Genomic DNA, 20,750 nt, shown 5'->3' with positions numbered 1-20,750 from the left:
GGTTCGGGGATTTCAACTTTCCTGTAAAAACTAAGATGATTGTAATATCGGGTATTGAAGATATTACGGGCGGTCAGGGTGATTTCTATTTCACTGTTTCCACCTGTCGGAATGTTTAATGAGCCGCCCAAATGGAAAAGGTTTGCCCCGGACGTACGGTCTTCGTTACGGTCGACACGGTTCTGACGGGCGATACTTTGCCATTCGGCATAAAGCATATAGCGTTTATGCTGCCAGGTCAATGTATTCCGCATACCGGGCGGTGGAGAGAAGCTCAACGGGATATGTTCGTCACAATTATAGGTGTAGACATATTCGGCGGAGATACGGTAATTGAAGTTGCGCAGAAAGCGGACATCTATTGTAGCTTCCGTTCCCGCGAATAAGGCTTCTGCTCCGGTATAGCGATAGATTTGTCCGGCATAGGGCAATACAGACCATTCGCCGGTAGGACGCAGGAAGATATAATTGCTGAACCAACTGACAAAGGGGGAAACGGAAAAAGAGATTCCCCGGTAGTTCAGGTTATAAGAGGCGTCCAGTTGCCAGCCTTGTTCGGACTTCAGCGTCGCGTCTCCCTGTTCATGGCGGAAAGTGCCGTGATGAACACCGTTGGCGGCAAGCTCGTTCGCACCGGGCAGGCGGAAGCTGCGTCCTACATTCAGCTTTATCATATGAGCGGCCGAGGGCGTCCACACAAGCCCTAAAGAAAAGGAGTAATCACCGAAGTGTTCCTTCACTGCGTGGCTGTTCCACTTATAGAGGTCTATCTGTTCTTGTTCATATCCTTGTTTCCGAAGATAATCGGCAAGATAGGCGTCTTCATGGGCAGAGATGTTGATATGTCCGTAGTCATATCGTGCTCCGCCGCTAATGGAGAGGAGATTGTTAGGTCGATAGGTGGTGAGCCAAAGCAATCCGGTGGTGGAACGGTGGTATTCGGGCAGTAAGAACGAATAACCGGAGATGCCGTTTCGTTGGTGCTGTCCGTCCCAACCCAGCGTATGCTCCCACGAGGAAGAACCGACAAAGCGGGCTTTAACCGAAGTACTGTAAGTATTCAGGTTAAAAGCCAGTTCTTTGTCCGGGTCTTTCTCCGGTGCGGATTGCGAACCGTAGTGGGTATGGAAGGCACTCCATTCTTCACGATGGTTGTTCTGGAAGCCCAAATCACCTGACAGGATTAGTTTCTCCCACGCGTATTGCTGATGGGTAGTCACTTTCAGATGATTCACCTTGCTATATGGCAATTCAATATTGCGGCTGTCTCCGTCATCTTCTACACGGGACGCGTCGGGCACACCGTGCGCTCCCGGAAAGAAACCGGTCTTTTGATATACATTGCTTACGGAGTAGTTCGCCTTATATCCTTTGTTTTGATATTGGGTGAAGAATCCGACGTTGCGTTCGATACCTGCCGTGTTCTTTAACTTACGTCCGTAGACGGGCATTTTCTGCGTGAGATAAACGATGGTATCCGTAGGGATACGATAATCTCCGAAATGCTGTTCCGAGTAGCGGATATGTGAGTACCAGGCATTCTTCTTTATTCCCAGCATCAGTGAGCCGCCAATCGTTCCATTGACAGATTTGCCCAGGAGAGTAACGTCTCCAAAGACACTGTTGTCAGCAGGGACGGGTAGCGGGGTTATATCAATCACTCCGCCCATCGCGTCGCTGCCGTACAGTAAGGAAGCAGGGCCTTTCAGGACATTGACCGCTTCGATATTGAAAGCATCGAGTTCCAATCCGTGGTCGGCTCCCCATTGTTGCCCTTCCTGCTTGACGCCATTCTCCAATATGGCAATCCGGTTGAATCCCATCCCGCGAATCATCGGTTTGGAGAAGCCGGAGCCTATATCCATTGCTTGCACGCCGGGTATGTTCTCCATCGCCTGCATGAAGTTTCCTGTAAAATGTTTGCGCAGAAAATCCTGATTTATCACTTCAACCGTGAGCGCAGACTTCTTGGCTTGACGTTGCTGGTACGTTTCCGTCACCACAACATCAGGTAAAAGCATACTCTTGATTGAATCGGATTTCTGTGCATGGACGGGTAAGGCTACAATCAGCCCCAGTACGCCCGAAATAATTCCGATACGCATCAATTACAATCTTTATTTAATGTGTAAAAAGAGTGTGAGGACAGGTTACTGTGAATCTGTCTTCTTGGTAAATTTAAGTATGTAATTATGCGACAGGGGGTGCACGCAGTTGATGCGAATAAGTCCGTTTGCAAACGACCTTATCCTGAGTAACAATCAGCTCATAAGGAATGAGCGTCAGTATGCTATGAAATTCTATTGGTTGAGGTTCCGTGAAAAGGGAAAGAGAGTACTTGCATATCGCACAATCATCTGCATGATTCCGGGAATGCTCTGCATGAGAACATGACTTTTCATCCTCGCTTCCATGATAGTGAAAGGTCTTCACTGCAAAGAAAGGAATGAATGTCATGAATAACATCCACGCTATGTATGCTCTTGCTTTTCTCTTATGATACATTCTCACCTATTGATTATATAGAATAGCGGGAGCAAATATAGGCGTATGAAAGTGAACGGACAAATTATCAGGCTTAATATGTGTTATTTAAAAGAATCTATAACAAACGAATTTCAAATTTAATTCACTACTTTTGTTGTATTGAACATTTTAAATTTAAAACAATGAATGAAAACGACAAGTTAAATATCCTGTGGACAACCGACAATAAAGATACAATCTTTAATATGTTGTCAATGTACGCAATAAACTCTAAAAACAGAGGTTGGTGGAAACATATAAATGTAATCCTTTGGGGAGCATCGGTAAGATTAGTGGCAAACGATACACAAGTTCAGACAGAAGTATTGGAAATGCTACAATCAGGAATTACAATTGAAGCATGCCAGGATTGCTGCAACAATTTTGGAGTAACTTCAATTATTATCAATTTAGGTATTACCGTTAGATACATGGGAGCTCCACTAACAGAATATCTGAAAAATGGAGAAAAAATACTATCTATTTAGGAACCTGTTTTTAAACTAGATACTGCATCTCTTTTAATGTCCAAATAAAGATTACAAAACTATAACAATAGAACATTACGCATTGTTTTATTGAAGAAAGTCATGTAATATGATAAAATCTCATATCAAAAACTTTTTGGTTATCAAGCCTCTTTGAAAAATCGATTATCTCATTCTTCCTGTTTCCATACATAAAACACAGTTCGTCCCGAACCTCTTTTACGCAGTTTCCCCTCTTGGATAAAAGTATTCAAGTCATCAACAGCTTTCAATCGGGCTACTCCTGTCAGCCTGCTGTATTCCATGCGGGTGATTCCACCGTTTCTCTTTAGGAACTCCTGTAACATTTGGAGACGTCGTCCGATAGGTATCTCCGTTTTGGAAGTAGTCCCGCCGGAATTCTCCACCCGTTCGAGTTCTATTTCCCGATGTATTTTCTTTTTAAATCCTTTGGAAGTGCGTAGATGAACATTATCGAAGCGGATAGACTCGGCACGGATTTCCTTCTTATTCATTACTTTATGTGTACATTTCAATGAAATGCTGAAATGCCCGAGTTCACCTAGTTCTACAATATATCCGTCTGCCAAAGCTTCGGCAAGTTCATCAACGACAGCACCAAGCACTCCTTCAATAATATTATGGGGAAAAGGCTGATGGCGGGATACACGTTCTAAAAATTCTTTTTTAGAATAAGTTCCACTTGGGACGATGCGGGCATGAAGAGGTTGTTTCTCTCCTGTACTATTAGGGTCAGGTGTTTCATACAAATCATAATATGCACTCATAAGGATATCATTTATTAGTTGTTTATACATTTAATACCTTATTCGCTGACATTTGCCTCTCCCTTCCCTAAGCTTTACGCTCCGTTTAGTATAAAAATAATCGTCTGACAACTGTTTCTTTTGCGTCTGACAGTTGTTAGACGAAAAGAGAACAGTTGTCAGACGAAAGTTCAACAGCTGTCAGACGAATAGCTTATCGCATACAAAGGTACAACTTTATGTAATGCGACCTTTAAATCTTAGGAAGAAAAAGCCAGTTCTTCCTAAAAAATTAATCCCCCAACAGCAACTTAGTCACAGCAGCAGTATTCAACGCCCATTCACGGGTATATACTTCGTCCGCTTCCGGTGCATCAACCAACTTCAATCCCTGTGCCTGTGCTTTGACAGCCAACAGTTCGCCGACGGTTGTTTTCGCATCCAGTTTATCCAGGTACTTTTCGACAGCTTGTGTATCCAAAGAAAGAATGGTCTGTCCGCCGAAAGGTATTTCCAGCCAGACGATTTCCCTTTCTTTCACTTTCAATACCCCGAAAACAAGTCCTTTTTGCAAACTTTGGGAAACACGTACCTGATGCTGAACGCAAGAAGGGTCGTAAGCCACTCCGGTCTTCTCTGATATCTTCATCGGATAAGCTGAGTCCATCCAACCGACTACCAAATTAGGAGAGATAGCACCATTACTATACGCATTGCAAGTGAAAACCACATACTGCGCACCTACACGGTTCAGTTCATTCAAATCCAGTTCAATATACTCGGCAGTACCTTTCTTATCGGGGATGCTTCGGATATCTCCGCTATGTTTGGCACCGATAGCCTGCAATTTGAAATAAGAGCAAACTTCCGTCGTTGACGGCAAAGTGATGTGACAACTCAAGTCCATATCCAAATGCTGTGCCGGAAGCCCTTTTCCCCACTGCATGAACAGGCGCACCTTATCCCCTTCTACCGGGAAACGTGTTCCCTGCAAGGCACAGGAAGTATCCTGAATAGTCTCGCTACGGTCACCGATAGACAACGGGATATGGAACAACATAGGGTCGATATATATGCTCTTGTTCTCTCCCTCAGCCGCTGCATTGGCAAAACGGGCAGCCACGACTTCCTTGCACAAGTCCTGCACATCTTTCACCATTGCTTTAAGCTGGTCTTCCATATAAAGACCCACCAAGTAGTGAGGTTCTATCAAATGAGCATTACCGCCCAAAGGTTTCACCATTCTCTTATGTCCTTGCTCAAAGTAGTTCTCCGCATACATGCCCAAAGTAACCACCAGACGAGCCGGCAACAAATGAACGACTTCCTTGAATGCAGCCAATGTCTCTTCCGCTCCGAACCAAAGCATATTGGCAAACAAGGAACGTGCGAACATACCCGGTCGCTGCTTCAATAAGGCGAATGTCTGTGCAGCATCCGCTTTCAAACGGTAGCAGTCCACCTCTCCCTGCCAAACCGTATATGCCTGACAGTAGAATATATCCATCAACTCCTTCAAATTCCCGAATCCCGGCTTACGGGCATATTCCGCTAAACGCAACGCACGTATCATACGTACCCACATCTCTCTTTTCGGATGCATGATTTCGCAAGCCTTCTCCGCGTTCATCTCCAGGTTATTCAGCCAAAGGGCTACCATTTTACATTCGCGGCGGGTGTATTTCAACTTCAGTTCCTCACGCTTCGCCTGAGCAGCCGAACGGCTTTTATCCAAAGCAGCAGTTATATGCTTATTGTTTCTACCCGCCTTACGGATGATGGTCTTAGGTTCGATGATTTGCAGGAATCCGGTTTTCTTATACCACAGATAACGCAATATATCGTTCGGAGTGGAGAAATAGATTTGCGCTTCCTGCGCCCTGTCCTGCTCTACCAATGTATCTATCACCAGCATCAAAGTTTCTTTCATCTTGATTCCGACTGCCGGCAACGGAAGTTCGCCAAGCAAAATCTTCAAGCTATCCACTTGTGTGGCATCAAGAGCCGTACGCGATTCAAGCAGGTCGCGGAAGAAACCATTCAAATCCTCTTCCCGCCAAAGTTCAAGGACTTTCAGCTTGCTTCCCTGTCCGAAGTATTCCGTAGCGGACGTTTCAAACGGAGTTCCGCAGAACGGGCAGCCGTTGTATCGCTCCAAAGGGAAGGTATTATCGGGAATCACGTGTCCGCAGGGCAGCTTCACGCCTTTCTTGCTATTGAAGATGTTGGCAATCCATGTTATCAAATGGTCTAATCCTGTTTCTCCAGTAGGTGTATCCCAGCCTTTCACCAATGGAGCCCAATTGAGCGTTACGCCCAATACTTCCTTCATCACCTGAAGAATCTCCACCTGCTGCGCCGGATACAACTGATTGACAGCATGCAGCAACTCCTCGGATAAGCTATATCCCACTTTTCGAAGTTGAGCAACCAATGTTACAGTAGTCGAAGTCAATGCTTCGCGCTTTTCTGTTCCTTCTATCACTGGCAAATAAATTGCATTTTGCCTGATAGTTACTTTCAACAAATCTTTTTTCATACGTTGTGTTTTTTAAGTAAGGTAATCGGGAGACTGTGAATCAATGGTGCATTCCTGCAGTTTTTGAAGTAAGCCTTCCTTGACCTTAGTTTATAAAAAGAGGTAGAACAGGCCGGATTCGAACCAGCAATAGCCACCGTTAAGAAGTAAGCCCCGGTTGACCTCATTTCAGATAATTCCGAAGCTACTGTCCTACCTCTATATTTGTCTTTGTGGAGCAGACCGGAGTCGAACCGGTGACAGTCACGGAATAGAAGTAAATCTTAATTGACCTTTTATCAAGATTATCTCAAGATTAAAGATGATGCTCTACCCACTGAGCTACTGCCCCTTTACGAAACAGGAAAACGGATAATCGTACTGGTAATGTTCTACCTTAAAGAGTGTGTTGAAGTAACCCGTACTTGACCTGTTTTCTTGTTTCTTCGACAAAGATAGGCGCAGTGATGCGCAGCCTTTTTGCGTAACTCAAACTTTTTTGCTGTTTTCTCAAAAAAACAGTAAAAAATGAATGAACGGGACTTATTTTGTAAGAATACCGAAGAAAAGCAAAGACACATAGGTGATAACTCAACAGTTTTCATACTTTTGCGTATAGCAGAGATATTAATGCATTAATCTCCCTACCAACAATAAACACATCATATTATGAAAAGAGCATTTATCTATAAAGACGAGAAATCTCACAAATTCTGGTGTATTGATTATAGTGACTGTGATTTCTCCGTAAATTACGGCAAGTCCGGCAGCATCGGCAAGTTTGAAATCAAGGAATTTGAAACGGAAGAGGAATGTCTGAAACAAGCTGAGAAACTTATTCGCTCGAAAGAGAAAAAAGGATATGTGGAAGACACCGGATTTGACTTTATGAACAGAATCTATATCGATTCTGAAGAATACGGATTGCATCCCAAAACTTCCCACCCCCGATTTACCGAACACTTTACGGAAGAATTCTACTACGACTGTATAGACGAAGAAGCACCGTTCGGCAGCGATGAGGGAAGTGATACTTTGGATTCGCTTGAAGAAGCTATCAGAAAAAATCCTAATCTCAACTTCACGGATTATCCCCAATATTTAATAGAACATGACTGGGGCATGGAATATATCCCTGTTGAAACTCTCGACCCGGAATCAATTAAGAAACTGGCTTCAAAAAAAGAAATGGACATGACGCAAAGCGACATGGTGACTTACGCTACTGCCTTTGGACAAATAAAAATCACCGGTCATCTCTCACCCGAATTACAGGAACGGGGAGTAAAGGCTATCAAAAGACTAGCCTTGCTTTGGGGAAATGATTTGACCGAGATTCAAAACAGAATGATTGATGACTTGCTTTCATTTCCTATCGGTAAAGATTGATAATATGAAACTGACAGGTAGAAAATATATGTGGTAGAGGTTAGGAACTACACTATGAGGTGTGGTTATTTATACATTAGTAGCAATCAAAAAAAAGAATACTAAGAACATGAATGTGATAGAACTTATAAGGGAGATGAAAGACAGACCGGCAATGTATATAGGTAGACATAGCATTTTCTGCTTGAAAGCCTATATAGATGGTTGGCACTTTCGTAATATAGATGAAGATGTTCAAATGAAAATATTGAATGACTTTAGTCTATGGATAGATAATTCGTTCTTTAATAGCAGTGAACGCACTTGTAGTTGGTGTGAATTTCTATATTGGATGTCTGCCAACGATGAAAGTAAGGCTTTAGATAAGTTCTTTATCTTATTTGAGCAATTCTTAACAGAAAAGGCGGACAACAATCACCTAAACAGCTAGGCAGTTAACTAAAGTACATTAACAACTTAATTAAAACAATATAATATGGATAAGAACATTGTATTTGAATGCTTTTACACAAAAGCAACAAAAGCGATAGAGAAAATCAGTAAACAAGGTATTAAGGATATTTATGCCATTTCTTTCTGGAAAGACAATGACGAAGATGACCCAAGATGCCCGACAATAACAATTAGTTATAATACCACCTCGCAAGTGGAATCGGAAAAAGCGGATGCCAGTAGCACAATGGAAGCCAAATGGAATTTTGCTTATTGGCTGCAGGAAGATGTTGCAACGATAGGTGGCAATGACAAAAATCTTCGTCAATTATTCAAAGAGGAAGGTTGGTTCTATACTCAACGAGATTTGTCGAAAGCAGAACAACTTGAAGAAGAAGGCGATGATACTGCTTATAAACAATTAGAAGAAAAAGACGAGCAAATGCAATCAGCATTTATGAATATAATCATTTCTGTTGCTCAAGAAATCCATAAAAAAGGTGTGATAAAAGAAAAGTTAGGGAAAGAAATTCCTATTATTATTCACGAATTGGAATACTACGACCTGCCAATCGGGTGGACGACCAAAGGAAATCCCCGACCTTTAATTGATGAGTTCTTGAAATGGTATGAAGAAGGTTGCAAGTAAGGTTAGTAACAATTAGCTCATGACATGGAACAAAAGAAATTAACTGAATTATCATTAGACGAACTTTGGCAATTATTCCTCATAACCCTGACTGCACACCAAGACTGCTGGACAGACTGGTATAAGGAAGAAGCGGAGTTGCTGAAAGAGAGACTTCTCTGCATTGAGCGTATTAGCCATATAGGCAGTACAGCAATTAAAGGAATTTGGGCAAAGCCTATCATAGATATACTTGTGGAAATTCCGAGAGAAGAAAAAATCACCGATTTGAAAGGCACAATTGAAAGATGCGGCTATATCTGTATGACAGAGAACAACAATCGTATTGATTTCAATAAAGGTTACACTTTACAAGGATTTGCCGAACGGGTATTTCATCTGCATTTGTGTTATGAGGGAGATAATGACGAATTATATTTCAGAGATTATCTTCAAACAAATGCTGCTATTGCCAAAGAATATGAACGGCTTAAACTTGGTTTGTGGAAACAATATGAGCATGACAGGGTAAAGGCTATCAAAAGACTAGCCTTGCTTTGGAAAAATGGTTTGACCGAGATTCAAAGCAGAATGATTGATGACTTGCTTTCATTTCCTATCGGTAAGGATTGATAATATGAAACTGACAGGTAGAAAATATATGAGATAGAGGTTAGGAACCACACTATGAGGTGTGGTTATTTATACATTATGTGCAACTTAAAAATGGAAAAATATGAATGATTCAGAATTTGTTAATTCATTGAAAAGAGAAATATTGAATGACTTATATAATCGCTATTTCAACACTCTAAATACATTGCCGGTGAACGGTGGTGATGAGCGATGGAATGATAGCAAAGAATTATATAGTCATTTGAATGAAAAACAACGGCAAGAGCTAAAATCTTTTGTCCGTTTAATCATGACTGATACATTATCTAATGTTTTTGCCAAACTGGATAACGTATCATCTTTTGCCAACCAAGAAGGATTTTTTGAATTAACCTTGAATGGTAAAATAATAAGTGGAAATTTACAGGAAATATTTCTTATGCAAATAGAAGAAGACAATGAGGCACATAACAATCACCTAAACTGCTAAACGCAGTTAGTTGAATCCCATTAGTAACAATTTAGCAATTCTTATATGGGCTTAGATATTTTGATTTATAACAATGACGGAATATGTACGAATAAGTCTGAAATTAGTGAAGACTTACATTATTGGTTGTTCAATCTTGCAAATTTAGATAAAGGACGATTTCGGACTATATTCCGTGTGCAAGACTACTATAAAACGAACGTAAAACTTTCGGGTATAGAAATATCCTCTTTCATTGAGGAACTAAAAGAAATTAGAAAAAAATCTCCTTATAGTAAGGAGATTGAGCGAATATTGAATTGTATAAATCTGGTAAATATATCTAAGATAAGAATTACTGGAGATTAAATAAGTTACTAACGAGCCGGGATAACGGACTAATGCCGCTCCCCGTCAAGCCATTACCAACAATCAAATCATTATCGTTATTATGGATATAGAAAGAATACTTAAAACAAGAGAAAATGCAATATACTACGGCATTGGTGAATACCAAAAAGAATGCTTTAGTTGGGCTGGTGGAAATGCTCCAGCTTGCTTTGATGATAAGAATTTATCTAAAAAAGACAATGTCTATTTTTATCTAACATTTCAAAACCCTTTAAATCCCAACAAGCAAATATCTATTTTCACTCCGGAATTTGATGTTGCATTGGAATATAACACATATCCCGATTGTAAATTGTTGTTGGTTGAACATGAATTAAGTAATCAAAGCAAAAGTGATAGATATAAACACCCCGAAATAGATAATATTTATTCAATATACGAGATGAGTACAGAAAAAGATATGCCTGAAAAAAATTGTGCAATCAAATTTGGGGGTAACGTAATGCCTATTCAATGGGGATTAGATAATGATGGTAAAGTGGCTAAAGATGGAAATAGCTTCATTTTTCAAATCAACGAAATTTGCATGAAAGATATTTCCGTTTTCATGGCTGGCTGTATATATGTTTATGGAAAAATTGAAGGCAATAAAGTTATAAATCCATTTGTGGCATATTGGGAATATTCCTAATAACGATAAATTGATTAATTATTTCAAATAGGTTGCTAACAAGCCGGGATAACGGACTAACGCCGTTCCCCGTCAAGCCATTACTAACAATAGTGCGATGAATAAAACAGTCTTATCCATACTATCATTGACAGCTTTCAGTCTTTTGCTGATAGTGATAACATTCTTTTTTGGCGGCTTAGGCTTCGGGCGGCTGTTCGGAATATATGGTGTTATGGAATATAGCTTTTTAGGTGTGCTGGTAGTTTTAGATATGCTGATAATCTACAAAGTCTGTAAACTATATTTCCGTCATCCCAAAGCTATCATGTTATGGTTCGGCATGGAATGTTGCTCTGTACTTTTGTGGCTTGCCTTTATCTGTTTTGACCAAAATCTATTGGATTGGCAAATTACAAACCTATTATTGCAAGTTGTTGGTTTGGACGGTTTCGCAGGAGATGAACGAGGGCTGAATATACTTGCGGTCTTATGCGGCATTATTTATCCACTTATTGGGATTGGATGTCTATTCACCGGATTAAGATTTATAAATAAGTTAGTAACAGTTGTCAGAAAGATATATAGAGGAAAATATTTCATTTATTGAAATAGCGTTTTTGTTAGGGTTTGATTCTCAAAGTGCTTTTAACAAGTTCTTTCAAAAGCATTTAAAAAATCGACCATCTATATTCAAAAGACAGAAAATGAATAATCCCGATTAATTAAATCATTGACTTATAGAATATAATAATAAAAACACAACATTACCCCAAAATAGAATAACCGTTTTCCAAAACATTATCAAAAGTATGAAAGAGCAAGATATTAACGAAATATACGTCAAATACAAGGAATTTATAACAAACTATGCTGATTTAAAAAAGGTGGCAAATACAATTGTGGAACAAAGACATCTATCTCCTGTCATGAATGACACGAAATGGCTGAAACTTCAAACGGCAATTTCGTCTACGCCTGATTTCGAACCTGCGTATGAAGTACAACTATTGACAGATGATATTGTACGTTCGCCAATATTTGAAAAAGTACCGACTTATTTAGGAGCCTGGGAACTTATATACGAAAACTATGAATTTAGTTTCCACCGTTTTTTAACATTGAGTGGATTGCTATTCATCCCCGATTTGCACGATACAGAGGAAAGCTAGTTAAACCTGAAATTATAGATAAGACGAGCATATTATTAGAGATTCTTCATAGATGCAATATACCGTTTGAAAAAGAAGATGAACATACTTTCATTATTTATGGATATAAATAAGCGTAAAACGATGCAGGCATCCAGTGATACCTGCATCGTTTTTTGAGTAGAAATCAGCGGCTTGCATCCTTGCGGTTCTTCACTTCTTCCACAAGTTTGGTAAAGGATTTCTCCTTTTTACGTTTCTCATGTTCAGAAGCGGAGAAATGCCACGCTTCCCGACGAAGTTTCAGATAGCTCTCATAAACTTTTGAATCTAATGCGCCGCTATTGACTGCTTCTATAACAGCACAGCCCGGTTCGTTGATATGTTTGCAATCCTTGAAACGGCATGACTCCGCATAATCGGAGATTTCCAGTACTTCGGCAAGAGAATCGGGATTGTCAATGGCCAAGCCAAATTCACGGACGCCCGGAGTGTCGATTAAAACACCCGAACTGTTCATCAATACCATTTCACGACGGGTCGAAGTATGACGGCCTTTTCCTGTGGACAGGCTTATATCAGATGTGAGCAATACCGACTTTTCACAAAGCGCATTCACCAAAGAGCTTTTCCCCACACCCGAAGAACCGACAAATACAACCGTTTCACCTTCTGATATGGATTCGCGTAACCGGAGAATAGTCTCCGGTTGACGGATACTCGTAAAAAAGACGGGTATCTGACAGGCGATATGCTTTATTTGTTCTTCAACACTCTGCCTGTCAAAATCCAAATCGGCTTTATTGAGTACCAACACGGAACTTATATTTTCTTCCAATATCTGAGCCATAAAACGTTCTACCCTGCGGACATTGAAATTATCATCAAGGCTTTGTACTATAAATGCCTTATCGACATAAGAAGCAATGGCTTGTTTTTCGGCAACTGTCCCGCTTTTCTTACGATACAGTGTCCGTTCACGGGGCAGCATATCAACTATAATCCCTTTATTTTCATCAAACGGCTGAAAGATTACCCAATCGCCCGTACAAGGTAATTCAAAATCCGATTTCCCGTACATCATGTTTCCTGTCAGTTCACACAGAAACAGTCCGCTTTCGGAAACTATCTCATAACACGTCCGATGCACAATGGATACACGACCGTGTGCAAGAGCACTATATAATGATTCTTTTTTAAGTTGGTTTAGCATCTCATTCCAGCCATACATATTCAGGTTAATGCCGGATTGAGGATTGGTATTATTTTCGTTATTCATTATCTTAATGTATAGAGCGCACGCATTGAAAGCATAACAATGCATTTTCTGTCATTGTACGCAGTTTAAAATTGAAATTATAAAGACACAAGAATTACTCCCGAAAGGAATCATCCGAGAGCAAACGAAAGGACAGTCCGTGTCAGAGACACAGACTGTTTACTAAACCAAATCCAATTTATTATTTTTAGTCATGCGGCAAAGATAGGCATTTTTTTTATTTTATGGCAAAACGGGCGGTCATTTCATATCTCAGCTTGATGACACGGTACTGTTCGGTAGCTGCCGTCCCCATGTTGACATTACTCTGTGCCTGAAAAGGAATATAACGGCTTATGTTGTTATCGGCAGGTTCGACAATACGAATGACTTCACCCAATTGCTGTCCCATTGCTTCCACCAGATAGGATGCCTTCTCACGGGCTGCTTTCAATGCTTCAATCTTTCCCTGCTTCCTGTACATAGGCAAATCTTTATGTTTTAGTTCGCCGATACGCATTGATTCAATTCCCCATGTATTGACAGACCGGATAATAGAATTGATTTGCTCGAAATCCGTAAGACGGATATCCAGTTGCTTGCCTATCAGAAACTCCTTTCCCCGCTGACGCCAATAGTCCCCTACTTCCTGCGTACGGATAGCCTCATCCGATATTCCTATTTTACGCAAACTTTTACGCAAATCTTTCTCTATCACAGTCAACGGCACTTTCGTCCGAAAATCTTCCTCTTTCTTTGATTTACCCGTATATTCTTCTTCCCAGTATTCCTTTATCTGAATCAGAAAGTGTATTTCGTCCGGGACGACTTCTATCTCCGAAGAACCGGTCACTTCAACATATCTTTCGTCACTTTCCTGAGCATTGGCAAGGATACTCGACGCGAACAGAACAAATGCTAATAAAAATACTTTTTTCATATCTATCATTATTATGTTATAGTTACAGCTATTCCGACAATAGCCAAATCTCTGCATTCAAATCCTTTGCCATTTTTTTTATATCTACCAATCTCTCTTTGAATCTATTTTTGTCTATTGGAAAAATAATCGTTTTAGATGTGTCACCTTCACTATCACATCCATATCCTACAATTACAGATAAATCCTCATATTCCTCCATGCGTTCCATACTGTTTACATTAGTATATTTTTGCAGACATTCCTCCATGAGCCCATTATTTTGATACAGTCCTATAGGGCTACCCATAAATCCACATTTAATATCTTTGATAAAATAATGTTCACTTGCACAATATCGCTTGTCTGGAACCATAGTAAACCATGCAATTAATATCGGCAACATTGCTAATGCAAAAAAGAAATCAATAAATCTACCAGCTAAATAAAAAAAAGCGACCGCCAATGGGCCAAAGACATGTACTCCTAAATATCCTCTCACCCATTTCCGAAAGCGCATTCCCACCGGCAATAAGAAAAAAGAAATTATAGCAGACAAACAGGTCACCCACACGACAACATAACCTATATTCCATCTCAGATGATTATCATAAGGAATAAAGAAAAGCAAGACAGAACAAAAGACTATTCCTATCAGATGTGCCACAAACAGATATTTTCCCAATTGTGTTTTCATATGCTTTCCATGTTTTACAATCATATTTTCTAGAATTACAAAACTATAAAAAATTTGCATATAACATTACTTTTCTCTTAATTCATTCACTTAAATGATATTAGATTATGAAATACCATACTCATACAGTTTTAAAATATTTTCCTTATTAATAATTCAAAATCAAATACCCTATGTGTATAAGAATTATATGACGTTTTGGTAAAATTTAAAGAACAAGCTATCCGGAAAAGCACAAAAAGAGTATCTTTGCCTGCGATTTATTCACGAAGATGTGATAAAGCTATTTTTAATCATTTAATAATAAAGACTATGATTAGATTAAATGTTTTCGTCCGCGTAAGCGAGACAAACCGCGAAGAAGCGATTGAAGCAGCTAAGGAACTGACTGCTTGTTCTTTGAAAGAAGAAGGATGTATTGCTTATGATACTTTTGAAAGCAGTACCCGTCACGACGTTTTCATGATTTGCGAAACATGGCAGAATGCCGAAGTATTGGCAGCTCACGAGAAATCTCCTCATTTCGGCAAGTATGTAGGTATCATTCAGGGATTAGCTGAAATGAAACTGGAGAAGTTTGAATTCTAAATGAGCTGCAAGGTTGTCCGAAAAGCCTTGAATTCATAAAATTCCCCTTATTACAAGCTGCTGTAATAAGGGGAATTTGTTGTTTTAGAAACTTTTCAAACTGTCTCGTTAAGTCCGGTATTTCTATCTTCCCAACTAGAATCAGCCCAGATTCTTATGGATAAATGTCCCTTCAATCCAATAAGTTGCGTAATTCGATTCAAATTTCAACAGCACATAGCCCGGGTCAGCAGGACCTCCCGGAAAATGTTTGATAAACCAGTCCTGCCAAAGTTCCTTTTTCATCTTCTCATCGGTTACTACTTCCACTGTTCCTGTTAACGCTACACTGTCTCCCTTATCCTGAAAGCATAATCCGGCTTTCGGGTTTGATAAGAAATCAAGTGTTTTTAATGAATCTGCTCCAGTAGACATCCAAATGGTGGAAATGCCTTCCGCAGAGATTTTACTCATTGGTACAGGACGGGGATAACCTTCTTTATTTACGGAAGCAAGGGTAACAACCTCACATCTCTGCAACAGTTCTGCTGCTTTCTCTTTCATTGTTTTAGCGGTCATAATCTGATTGTTTTTTATTACCTTGCAAAGGTAACGGTATATCATTCCGCTTTATTGTAAAAAATCGACTTTTACCAATCTACTTTCGTGACTCAACATAAGTAAGCGTTGTATCTTCCGGAACTGTAAGCGAAAGAAATGATGCAGGTGTATTGCCTGACATTGACTTAATTTCTTTCGAGAAATGCGCTAAATCATAATATCCCGCATCAACTGCCGTAGTCAGCAAGTTCACAGATGTTGTATTTCTCAACAACTCTACAGCATTTTTGAATTTGACAATACGGCTATATTCTTTGGGGGTGAAGCCGGTGTAATGCTTGAATTTTCGCTCAAAATGACGCTGGCACAAACAGACTTCATCCATCAGACTGCGGACTGAACGCTTTCCTCCGGAATGATTAATCATATTCACCGCCATAACCACACGAGAATCGGCAGGCTGATAATGCCGGGTCAAATACATCAATAAATATTCCTCCACTACTCGTATTCGATCTGCGACAGACTTTTGTTCACTTAATCTTTCAATAAAGGTATCATCAAAAACTGCTTTCATCTCATTGGTACTGATTCTGCTGTTTACAAACTCATGCAGAGATAAGTTGGTGAAACAAGATAACCCGGAAGGTAAAAAACGAACGCCAAACATATGGATGGATTCAGCATAAGTGACAAGTTCGGAATACTTCGTCATCGGCCCTACAAAATAGGAACGGTAAGGTTGCATAATCAGGCTTTCCTCTTCCACAGCAGTAGCCACCTCCCCCAACGTAAAAATAAAATCGGTGCAACCATCCGGCAGGATATGGATGCGCATACCATATTCCGGATTGCCTTTAAATTCCCAATAATTATCAATATAGGGAGCAAGCAGATGAGAAGGCTGATATTCTGTGTACATTTATCTATTTTGCACGCAAATATAACGAAAATAAATTCTAATCAACGATACGTCCGTTTGCCTTTGCTTTCCGAAGCCACTCCGGAACCACTTCTTTCAGGAATTTATCTTTGGCTGCCCTTTCAGCAGCCATATCCAAACCGATATATTGTTGTGCCTTCTCTTTTGTCGAAATATCCGGAAGTGGAACATTACCCGTATATCCGTGCGACACCAGGATTTTGCTGATAGCCATACGGGCTTGGAATACTTTATTCAACCCATGTCCCAAAATACGCATTGTCTCCTGTGGTGCATGAAAAGAACCGCCATGCGACGCTACACCAAAATCCCATCTCCACTGTGCCCGGCGAATCAACAGCAACACTTCTTTCATTTCGTTTTCTGCAGCTCCTCTGTCCCAGGCGAACTTGGCCTCGATATGGGCTTTGGTCAGTTCTTTTTCTAACAGGACACGCAGTTCGTTCGCTTTCCACTGACGTTCATATACATTTTTACAGAGTGTCTCCTTACTCCCACGATGGCAAGTCTGACAAGTACGTTCAATCACAGCCAACGGATTCTGAATGTGATGGTCGCTATATTTTACACCGCCTTCATCATTGTAAGGCATATGGCAGTCGGCACATGACACACCACGCTGACCGTGAATGCCCATTTGGAAAATCTCATAATCGGGATGCTGCGCCTTCAGTATAGGGGCACGACTCAACTGATGGATATAATCGGTAAATCCGATTTCATCATAATACTCTTCTATATCTTCGACCGTGAAACCTTTATCCCAAGGATAAGTCGGATACTTTATATCGCCTTTAAAATAATATTCTGAATGGCACTGTGCGCATACCAACGAACGCATCTCCTGCGGACTAGCTTGTGTGATGTCCCTACCCTGACGCCGAAATGCTTCTACAAGAGACGAACGGCTGATGTGCAAATCCATATTCTTAGGTTCATGACAATCGGCACATCCCACAGGGTTTACAATTTCGGCTCCCCATGCAGCCCACTTATTATTATAAAAGGAATCCACTCCGATAGCTGCTATCATGCGAGGTGTATCCGGACTTTTACACATCCAGCAACTCGCTGGCTGAGGGCCGTCAACAGCACTCACAGGGGCACCGGTACGAAGAGAACGAGTGACATCCTGCAGAGCATACATGTGTCCGCGCGGCGTGGAATAATCCTTAGAAAAAGTATAGCCAGCCCATAAAACGACCATCTCGGGACGTTGCGCCAAAATATCAACAGAAATTCTTCCATTCAGGTCGCTGTGCAAATCGGTCGATGTCGTATCAACCCACGTTTTATATTCACGCAGGTAGTTTTGGGAGAAAACGGAACTGCGTGATTCTATTCCGGTTATCTCAACCTTCTTGTTATAAACCGTATCGTTTACAACTTCCGGCCTGTGTTCCATCAAGAGTGAAATAATTACTCCCGATGCAAAAATAACAGCCATTGCAAAGCCGAACAGTAACCATCCCTGCCAAGGTTTCAGTTTATCTTTCATTGTTTGTTTTTCCTTTTAGGTGTAACGCTGTTTATTGTATTAAATTGTATTTGCCAAAGATAGAATAACGGAGAAGCAACTGCCCTTGCCCACTTCCGACTGTACCTCTATACGACCTGCCAATCGCTCGATAATCACTTTGCAAATGGAAAGCCCCAACCCACTCCCTTGTTCAAACTCATCCGTCTTGTAGAAGCGGTCAAAAATCATCATAAGTTCTTTATCGTCAATGCCCTTGCCGGTATCTTTTACATAGACGCAAATTTCCTGTTGTTCTTTATTCATTTTACATCCCAAGGTAATCATTCCCGTTTTGGTAAACTTGTTTGCATTATTCAGAAAGTTGGAAATGACCTGCGTAAAACGGAAGTTGTCGATGTTAACGGGCAAAGAAACCGTTTCATCCAGTTCGAGAAGAAATTGCAATGAAGGCTGGATCAGCGTTTGATAGGTCATATAAATCTCTTTCACTGTTTTTGTAATGTCACACTCCTTAATCTCAAAGGACAAACTTCCCGAATCCAGACGGGATATCTCTAATACATCATTCACCAGTTTTAAAAGCAAATCATTGTTATTATTGACTATTTCAAGCATGGCTGCTCTTTCTTCCGGTTCTACCTCGTCCGATCCTTCGCCTACCAGCAGATTGGTGAAACCGACAATGGCATTAAGCGGTGTACGGATTTCATGACTCATGTTATTCAGGAATGATTGTTTCAGTTCGGCTTTTTCCGCTATCTGTTTCGCAAGGATTAACTGTTGTTCATGTTCTACCAGTTTCTGTATGTTCTGCATGATGCCTGCCAACATAACCTCTCCTTTCGCATCTTTCAAACTACTGCACCGAAACTCATACCATTTGTAATCCGTTCCTTTCGTTTCAAAGCTAAAACGTATTCGTTGTATTTGCATACCGGAAGATTTATGAGACGTCTCATAAAATGAACTCAGCAACTGTACATCGTCAGGATGAGTATATTTCATCATATCCTCCTTTGTGAATCTACGCTGTGCAAGCCCGACCAACTGTACATAATTGTCATCAAACTCAAGAACACCTTCCTGAATATTCCAAAGTGAGATTTTACCCCCATCCATAGAAAGCGTCAGTCGCTTGTGGACTTCTTCCAACATTTGAAGATTCCGACGTTCCATCAACGAACGCCGATGTGTACGCAGCAGACTGATGGTAACCAAAATAAAAGAGAGTACGAATACCCCGCCCAGGATATAAAATTCTTTCCGGTAGCGGTCATAAAACGGATAATTAATCATACGAACATTTTTCGGAACATTGCTAACATTGCCTGCATATTCGGAAAAATACATCCAGTCCAGTACATATTCTTTTTCCAGCTCCCTTATTTTAGGCATTCCGATCTTCTCTTTCTTCAAAAGGCGCATAGCAAGACCGACAGTAGCCCTTGCCGAAATCTCTTCCGTAACCATATAGCCGCCTACTATTTTGGCATTTCCACCAAAACCTTCACGAATACAACTAAACGAAGGAATATTCAAAGCGATTACTATCGGAATTGACATCATATCCAACTTGTCCAGCAAAAACGCTTGTTTTTCCTGCTCTCTATTTGAATGTTCCAGCATGACCAGCAGAGCGGCTCCTTTTATATAGCGAAAGGGACAGAGACTTATGGTCAGTCCACTCCTTTTAATACTATCATTTGCCAAGCCGGGTGTCAGATTGAAATATTCAATCATCTCCGTCAAATGCTTATAATCGCATTCTTGTACATATGCTTGCTGGTAACCCAGCACTCTTACATTTTTCCTGTCAACCACTCTGGAAAGTTTAGCAAAAGATTTATGCCCGAGGGAAGTAAGGTCTATGTTATAAATAATCTCCATATCGGTATGGGGATACAATGTTTTTATAAAATCAATATTACGCTTCAGGTCAGGACTGTCACGCAATACATACACTTTCTGCGAATCGTATTCTTCTATCAATTCTTCATTTGGAAAATGTACATTACAAGCTACCACAGGAATGGAAGATAACAACCGATGACGAGTGGATAAAAGAGAATAGATTGCATGGTCGCCAATAGTCAGAATAAGATCTGTGGATTTACTTTCAAGCAGTTCCAAATATTTCCTTGTATGCTCCACTTCCTCTTTCTCATTAAATTTATTGCAATCAAGATAAAACGTATCAAATATGGGCTCTATTCCTTGTTGCCGGAACTCCTGGCACAACAGCTTCTCCATGTTTTTATTACCGATATCACTAGTGTCCCGTTAAAATCGGGACGAGTTATTAATTAATCAAATAATCCCGG

At 40.4% G+C, this 20,750-nt stretch carries 20 protein-coding genes, 1 tRNA gene and 1 pseudogene; 10 read left to right on the top strand and 12 right to left on the bottom strand.

Features of this window, described 5'->3' with window-relative positions:
* Together RDN93_RS18510 and RDN93_RS18505 are read right to left on the bottom strand one after the other, a co-directional pair.
* Positions 1-2,105, bottom strand: a 2,105-nt coding sequence (locus tag RDN93_RS18510; RefSeq protein WP_308746864.1) for a TonB-dependent receptor domain-containing protein, incomplete at its 3' end; no start/stop codon positions are given.
* Between the two features lie 85 nt (positions 2,106-2,190).
* Complete coding sequence (locus RDN93_RS18505; RefSeq protein ID WP_308746863.1) at positions 2,191-2,505, bottom strand: hypothetical protein; 315 nt, start codon at positions 2,503-2,505, stop codon at positions 2,191-2,193.
* Positions 2,506-2,669: 164 nt separating this feature from the next.
* Between RDN93_RS18505 and RDN93_RS18500 the strand changes: the two genes are divergently transcribed.
* Positions 2,670-3,014 carry a DsrE family protein gene (locus RDN93_RS18500; RefSeq protein WP_308746862.1) on the top strand — a complete coding sequence of 115 codons (345 nt, stop codon included), beginning with the start codon at positions 2,670-2,672 and terminating at the stop codon, positions 3,012-3,014.
* Between the two features lie 170 nt (positions 3,015-3,184).
* On the opposite strand, the gene RDN93_RS18495 is transcribed toward RDN93_RS18500, so the two are convergent.
* The 3 genes from RDN93_RS18495 to RDN93_RS18485 form a co-directional block, all read right to left on the bottom strand.
* Positions 3,185-3,802: an HU family DNA-binding protein gene (locus RDN93_RS18495; protein ID WP_308746861.1), complete on the bottom strand. Its 618-nt coding sequence runs from the start codon at positions 3,800-3,802 to the stop codon at positions 3,185-3,187.
* Between the two features lie 271 nt (positions 3,803-4,073).
* Positions 4,074-6,320 (bottom strand): hypothetical protein, encoded by a 2,247-nt coding sequence (locus RDN93_RS18490; protein WP_308746860.1) that lies wholly within the window; start codon positions 6,318-6,320, stop codon positions 4,074-4,076.
* 213 nt (positions 6,321-6,533) lie between these two features.
* Positions 6,534-6,651, bottom strand: a tRNA-OTHER gene (locus RDN93_RS18485).
* A gap of 317 nt (positions 6,652-6,968) precedes the next feature.
* On the opposite strand from RDN93_RS18485, the gene RDN93_RS18480 reads away from it, so the two are divergent.
* The 8 genes from RDN93_RS18480 to RDN93_RS22095 all read left to right on the top strand — a co-directional run bounded on the left by RDN93_RS18480 (position 6,969) and on the right by RDN93_RS22095 (position 12,138).
* Positions 6,969-7,688 carry a WGR domain-containing protein gene (locus tag RDN93_RS18480; RefSeq protein ID WP_308746859.1) on the top strand — a complete coding sequence of 240 codons (720 nt, stop codon included), beginning with the start codon at positions 6,969-6,971 and terminating at the stop codon, positions 7,686-7,688.
* 475 nt (positions 7,689-8,163) lie between these two features.
* Positions 8,164-8,769 (top strand): hypothetical protein, encoded by a 606-nt coding sequence (locus RDN93_RS18475; protein WP_308746858.1) that lies wholly within the window; start codon positions 8,164-8,166, stop codon positions 8,767-8,769.
* Positions 8,770-8,793: 24 nt separating this feature from the next.
* Positions 8,794-9,381: a GrpB family protein gene (locus tag RDN93_RS18470; protein ID WP_308746857.1), complete on the top strand. Its 588-nt coding sequence runs from the start codon at positions 8,794-8,796 to the stop codon at positions 9,379-9,381.
* Between the two features lie 103 nt (positions 9,382-9,484).
* Entirely contained in the window at positions 9,485-9,853 is a 369-nt protein-coding gene (locus tag RDN93_RS18465; RefSeq protein WP_308746856.1) for a hypothetical protein, read from the top strand.
* A 430-nt stretch (positions 9,854-10,283) separates the two neighbouring features.
* On the top strand, positions 10,284-10,874 hold the full coding sequence (locus RDN93_RS18460; protein WP_308746855.1) for a hypothetical protein: 591 nt from the start codon (positions 10,284-10,286) through the stop codon (positions 10,872-10,874).
* A gap of 97 nt (positions 10,875-10,971) precedes the next feature.
* Positions 10,972-11,463: a hypothetical protein gene (locus tag RDN93_RS18455; RefSeq protein ID WP_308746854.1), complete on the top strand. Its 492-nt coding sequence runs from the start codon at positions 10,972-10,974 to the stop codon at positions 11,461-11,463.
* A 277-nt stretch (positions 11,464-11,740) separates the two neighbouring features.
* A complete protein-coding gene (locus RDN93_RS18450; protein ID WP_308746853.1) occupies positions 11,741-12,025 on the top strand; it encodes a DUF6678 family protein in 285 nt (94 codons plus the stop codon).
* Complete coding sequence (locus RDN93_RS22095; RefSeq protein ID WP_374047429.1) at positions 11,974-12,138, top strand: DUF6678 family protein; 165 nt, start codon at positions 11,974-11,976, stop codon at positions 12,136-12,138. The genes RDN93_RS18450 and RDN93_RS22095 overlap by 52 nt, the downstream gene beginning before the upstream one ends.
* Positions 12,139-12,191: 53 nt before the next feature.
* Here the strand turns inward: RDN93_RS22095 and rsgA are convergent, their stop codons facing one another.
* The 3 genes from rsgA to RDN93_RS18435 all read right to left on the bottom strand — a co-directional run bounded on the left by rsgA (position 12,192) and on the right by RDN93_RS18435 (position 14,878).
* Entirely contained in the window at positions 12,192-13,283 is a 1,092-nt protein-coding gene (gene rsgA / locus RDN93_RS18445) for a ribosome small subunit-dependent GTPase A (protein ID WP_308746852.1), read from the bottom strand.
* Positions 13,284-13,500: 217 nt separating this feature from the next.
* The gene (locus RDN93_RS18440; protein WP_308746851.1) at positions 13,501-14,202 is read right to left on the bottom strand and encodes an SIMPL domain-containing protein; all 702 of its coding nucleotides are present in this window, start codon (positions 14,200-14,202) and stop codon (positions 13,501-13,503) included.
* A 28-nt stretch (positions 14,203-14,230) separates the two neighbouring features.
* On the bottom strand, positions 14,231-14,878 hold the full coding sequence (locus RDN93_RS18435; RefSeq protein WP_308746850.1) for a hypothetical protein: 648 nt from the start codon (positions 14,876-14,878) through the stop codon (positions 14,231-14,233).
* A gap of 312 nt (positions 14,879-15,190) precedes the next feature.
* Between RDN93_RS18435 and RDN93_RS18430 the strand changes: the two genes are divergently transcribed.
* Complete coding sequence (locus tag RDN93_RS18430; protein WP_308746849.1) at positions 15,191-15,466, top strand: putative quinol monooxygenase; 276 nt, start codon at positions 15,191-15,193, stop codon at positions 15,464-15,466.
* A 141-nt stretch (positions 15,467-15,607) separates the two neighbouring features.
* On the opposite strand, the gene RDN93_RS18425 is transcribed toward RDN93_RS18430, so the two are convergent.
* From RDN93_RS18425 to RDN93_RS18410, 4 genes and pseudogenes are all read right to left on the bottom strand, one after another.
* Complete coding sequence (locus RDN93_RS18425) at positions 15,608-16,024, bottom strand: pyridoxamine 5'-phosphate oxidase family protein (protein WP_308746848.1); 417 nt, start codon at positions 16,022-16,024, stop codon at positions 15,608-15,610.
* Positions 16,025-16,103: 79 nt separating this feature from the next.
* Positions 16,104-16,928 (bottom strand): helix-turn-helix domain-containing protein, encoded by an 825-nt coding sequence (locus RDN93_RS18420; protein ID WP_308746847.1) that lies wholly within the window; start codon positions 16,926-16,928, stop codon positions 16,104-16,106.
* A 37-nt stretch (positions 16,929-16,965) separates the two neighbouring features.
* Entirely contained in the window at positions 16,966-18,447 is a 1,482-nt protein-coding gene (gene nrfA, locus RDN93_RS18415) for an ammonia-forming cytochrome c nitrite reductase (protein WP_308746846.1), read from the bottom strand.
* 39 nt (positions 18,448-18,486) lie between these two features.
* Positions 18,487-20,697, bottom strand: a pseudogene (locus RDN93_RS18410) (ATP-binding protein); the annotation flags it as partial.
* Positions 20,698-20,750: the final 53 nt, after the last annotated feature.

The sequence above is a fragment of the uncultured Bacteroides sp. genome (assembly GCF_902491285.1).
GTDB lineage: Bacteria > Bacteroidota > Bacteroidia > Bacteroidales > Bacteroidaceae > Bacteroides.
Note: the sequence above shows the minus strand (reverse complement) of the source record. Positions and strands in the feature narration are given on the sequence as shown.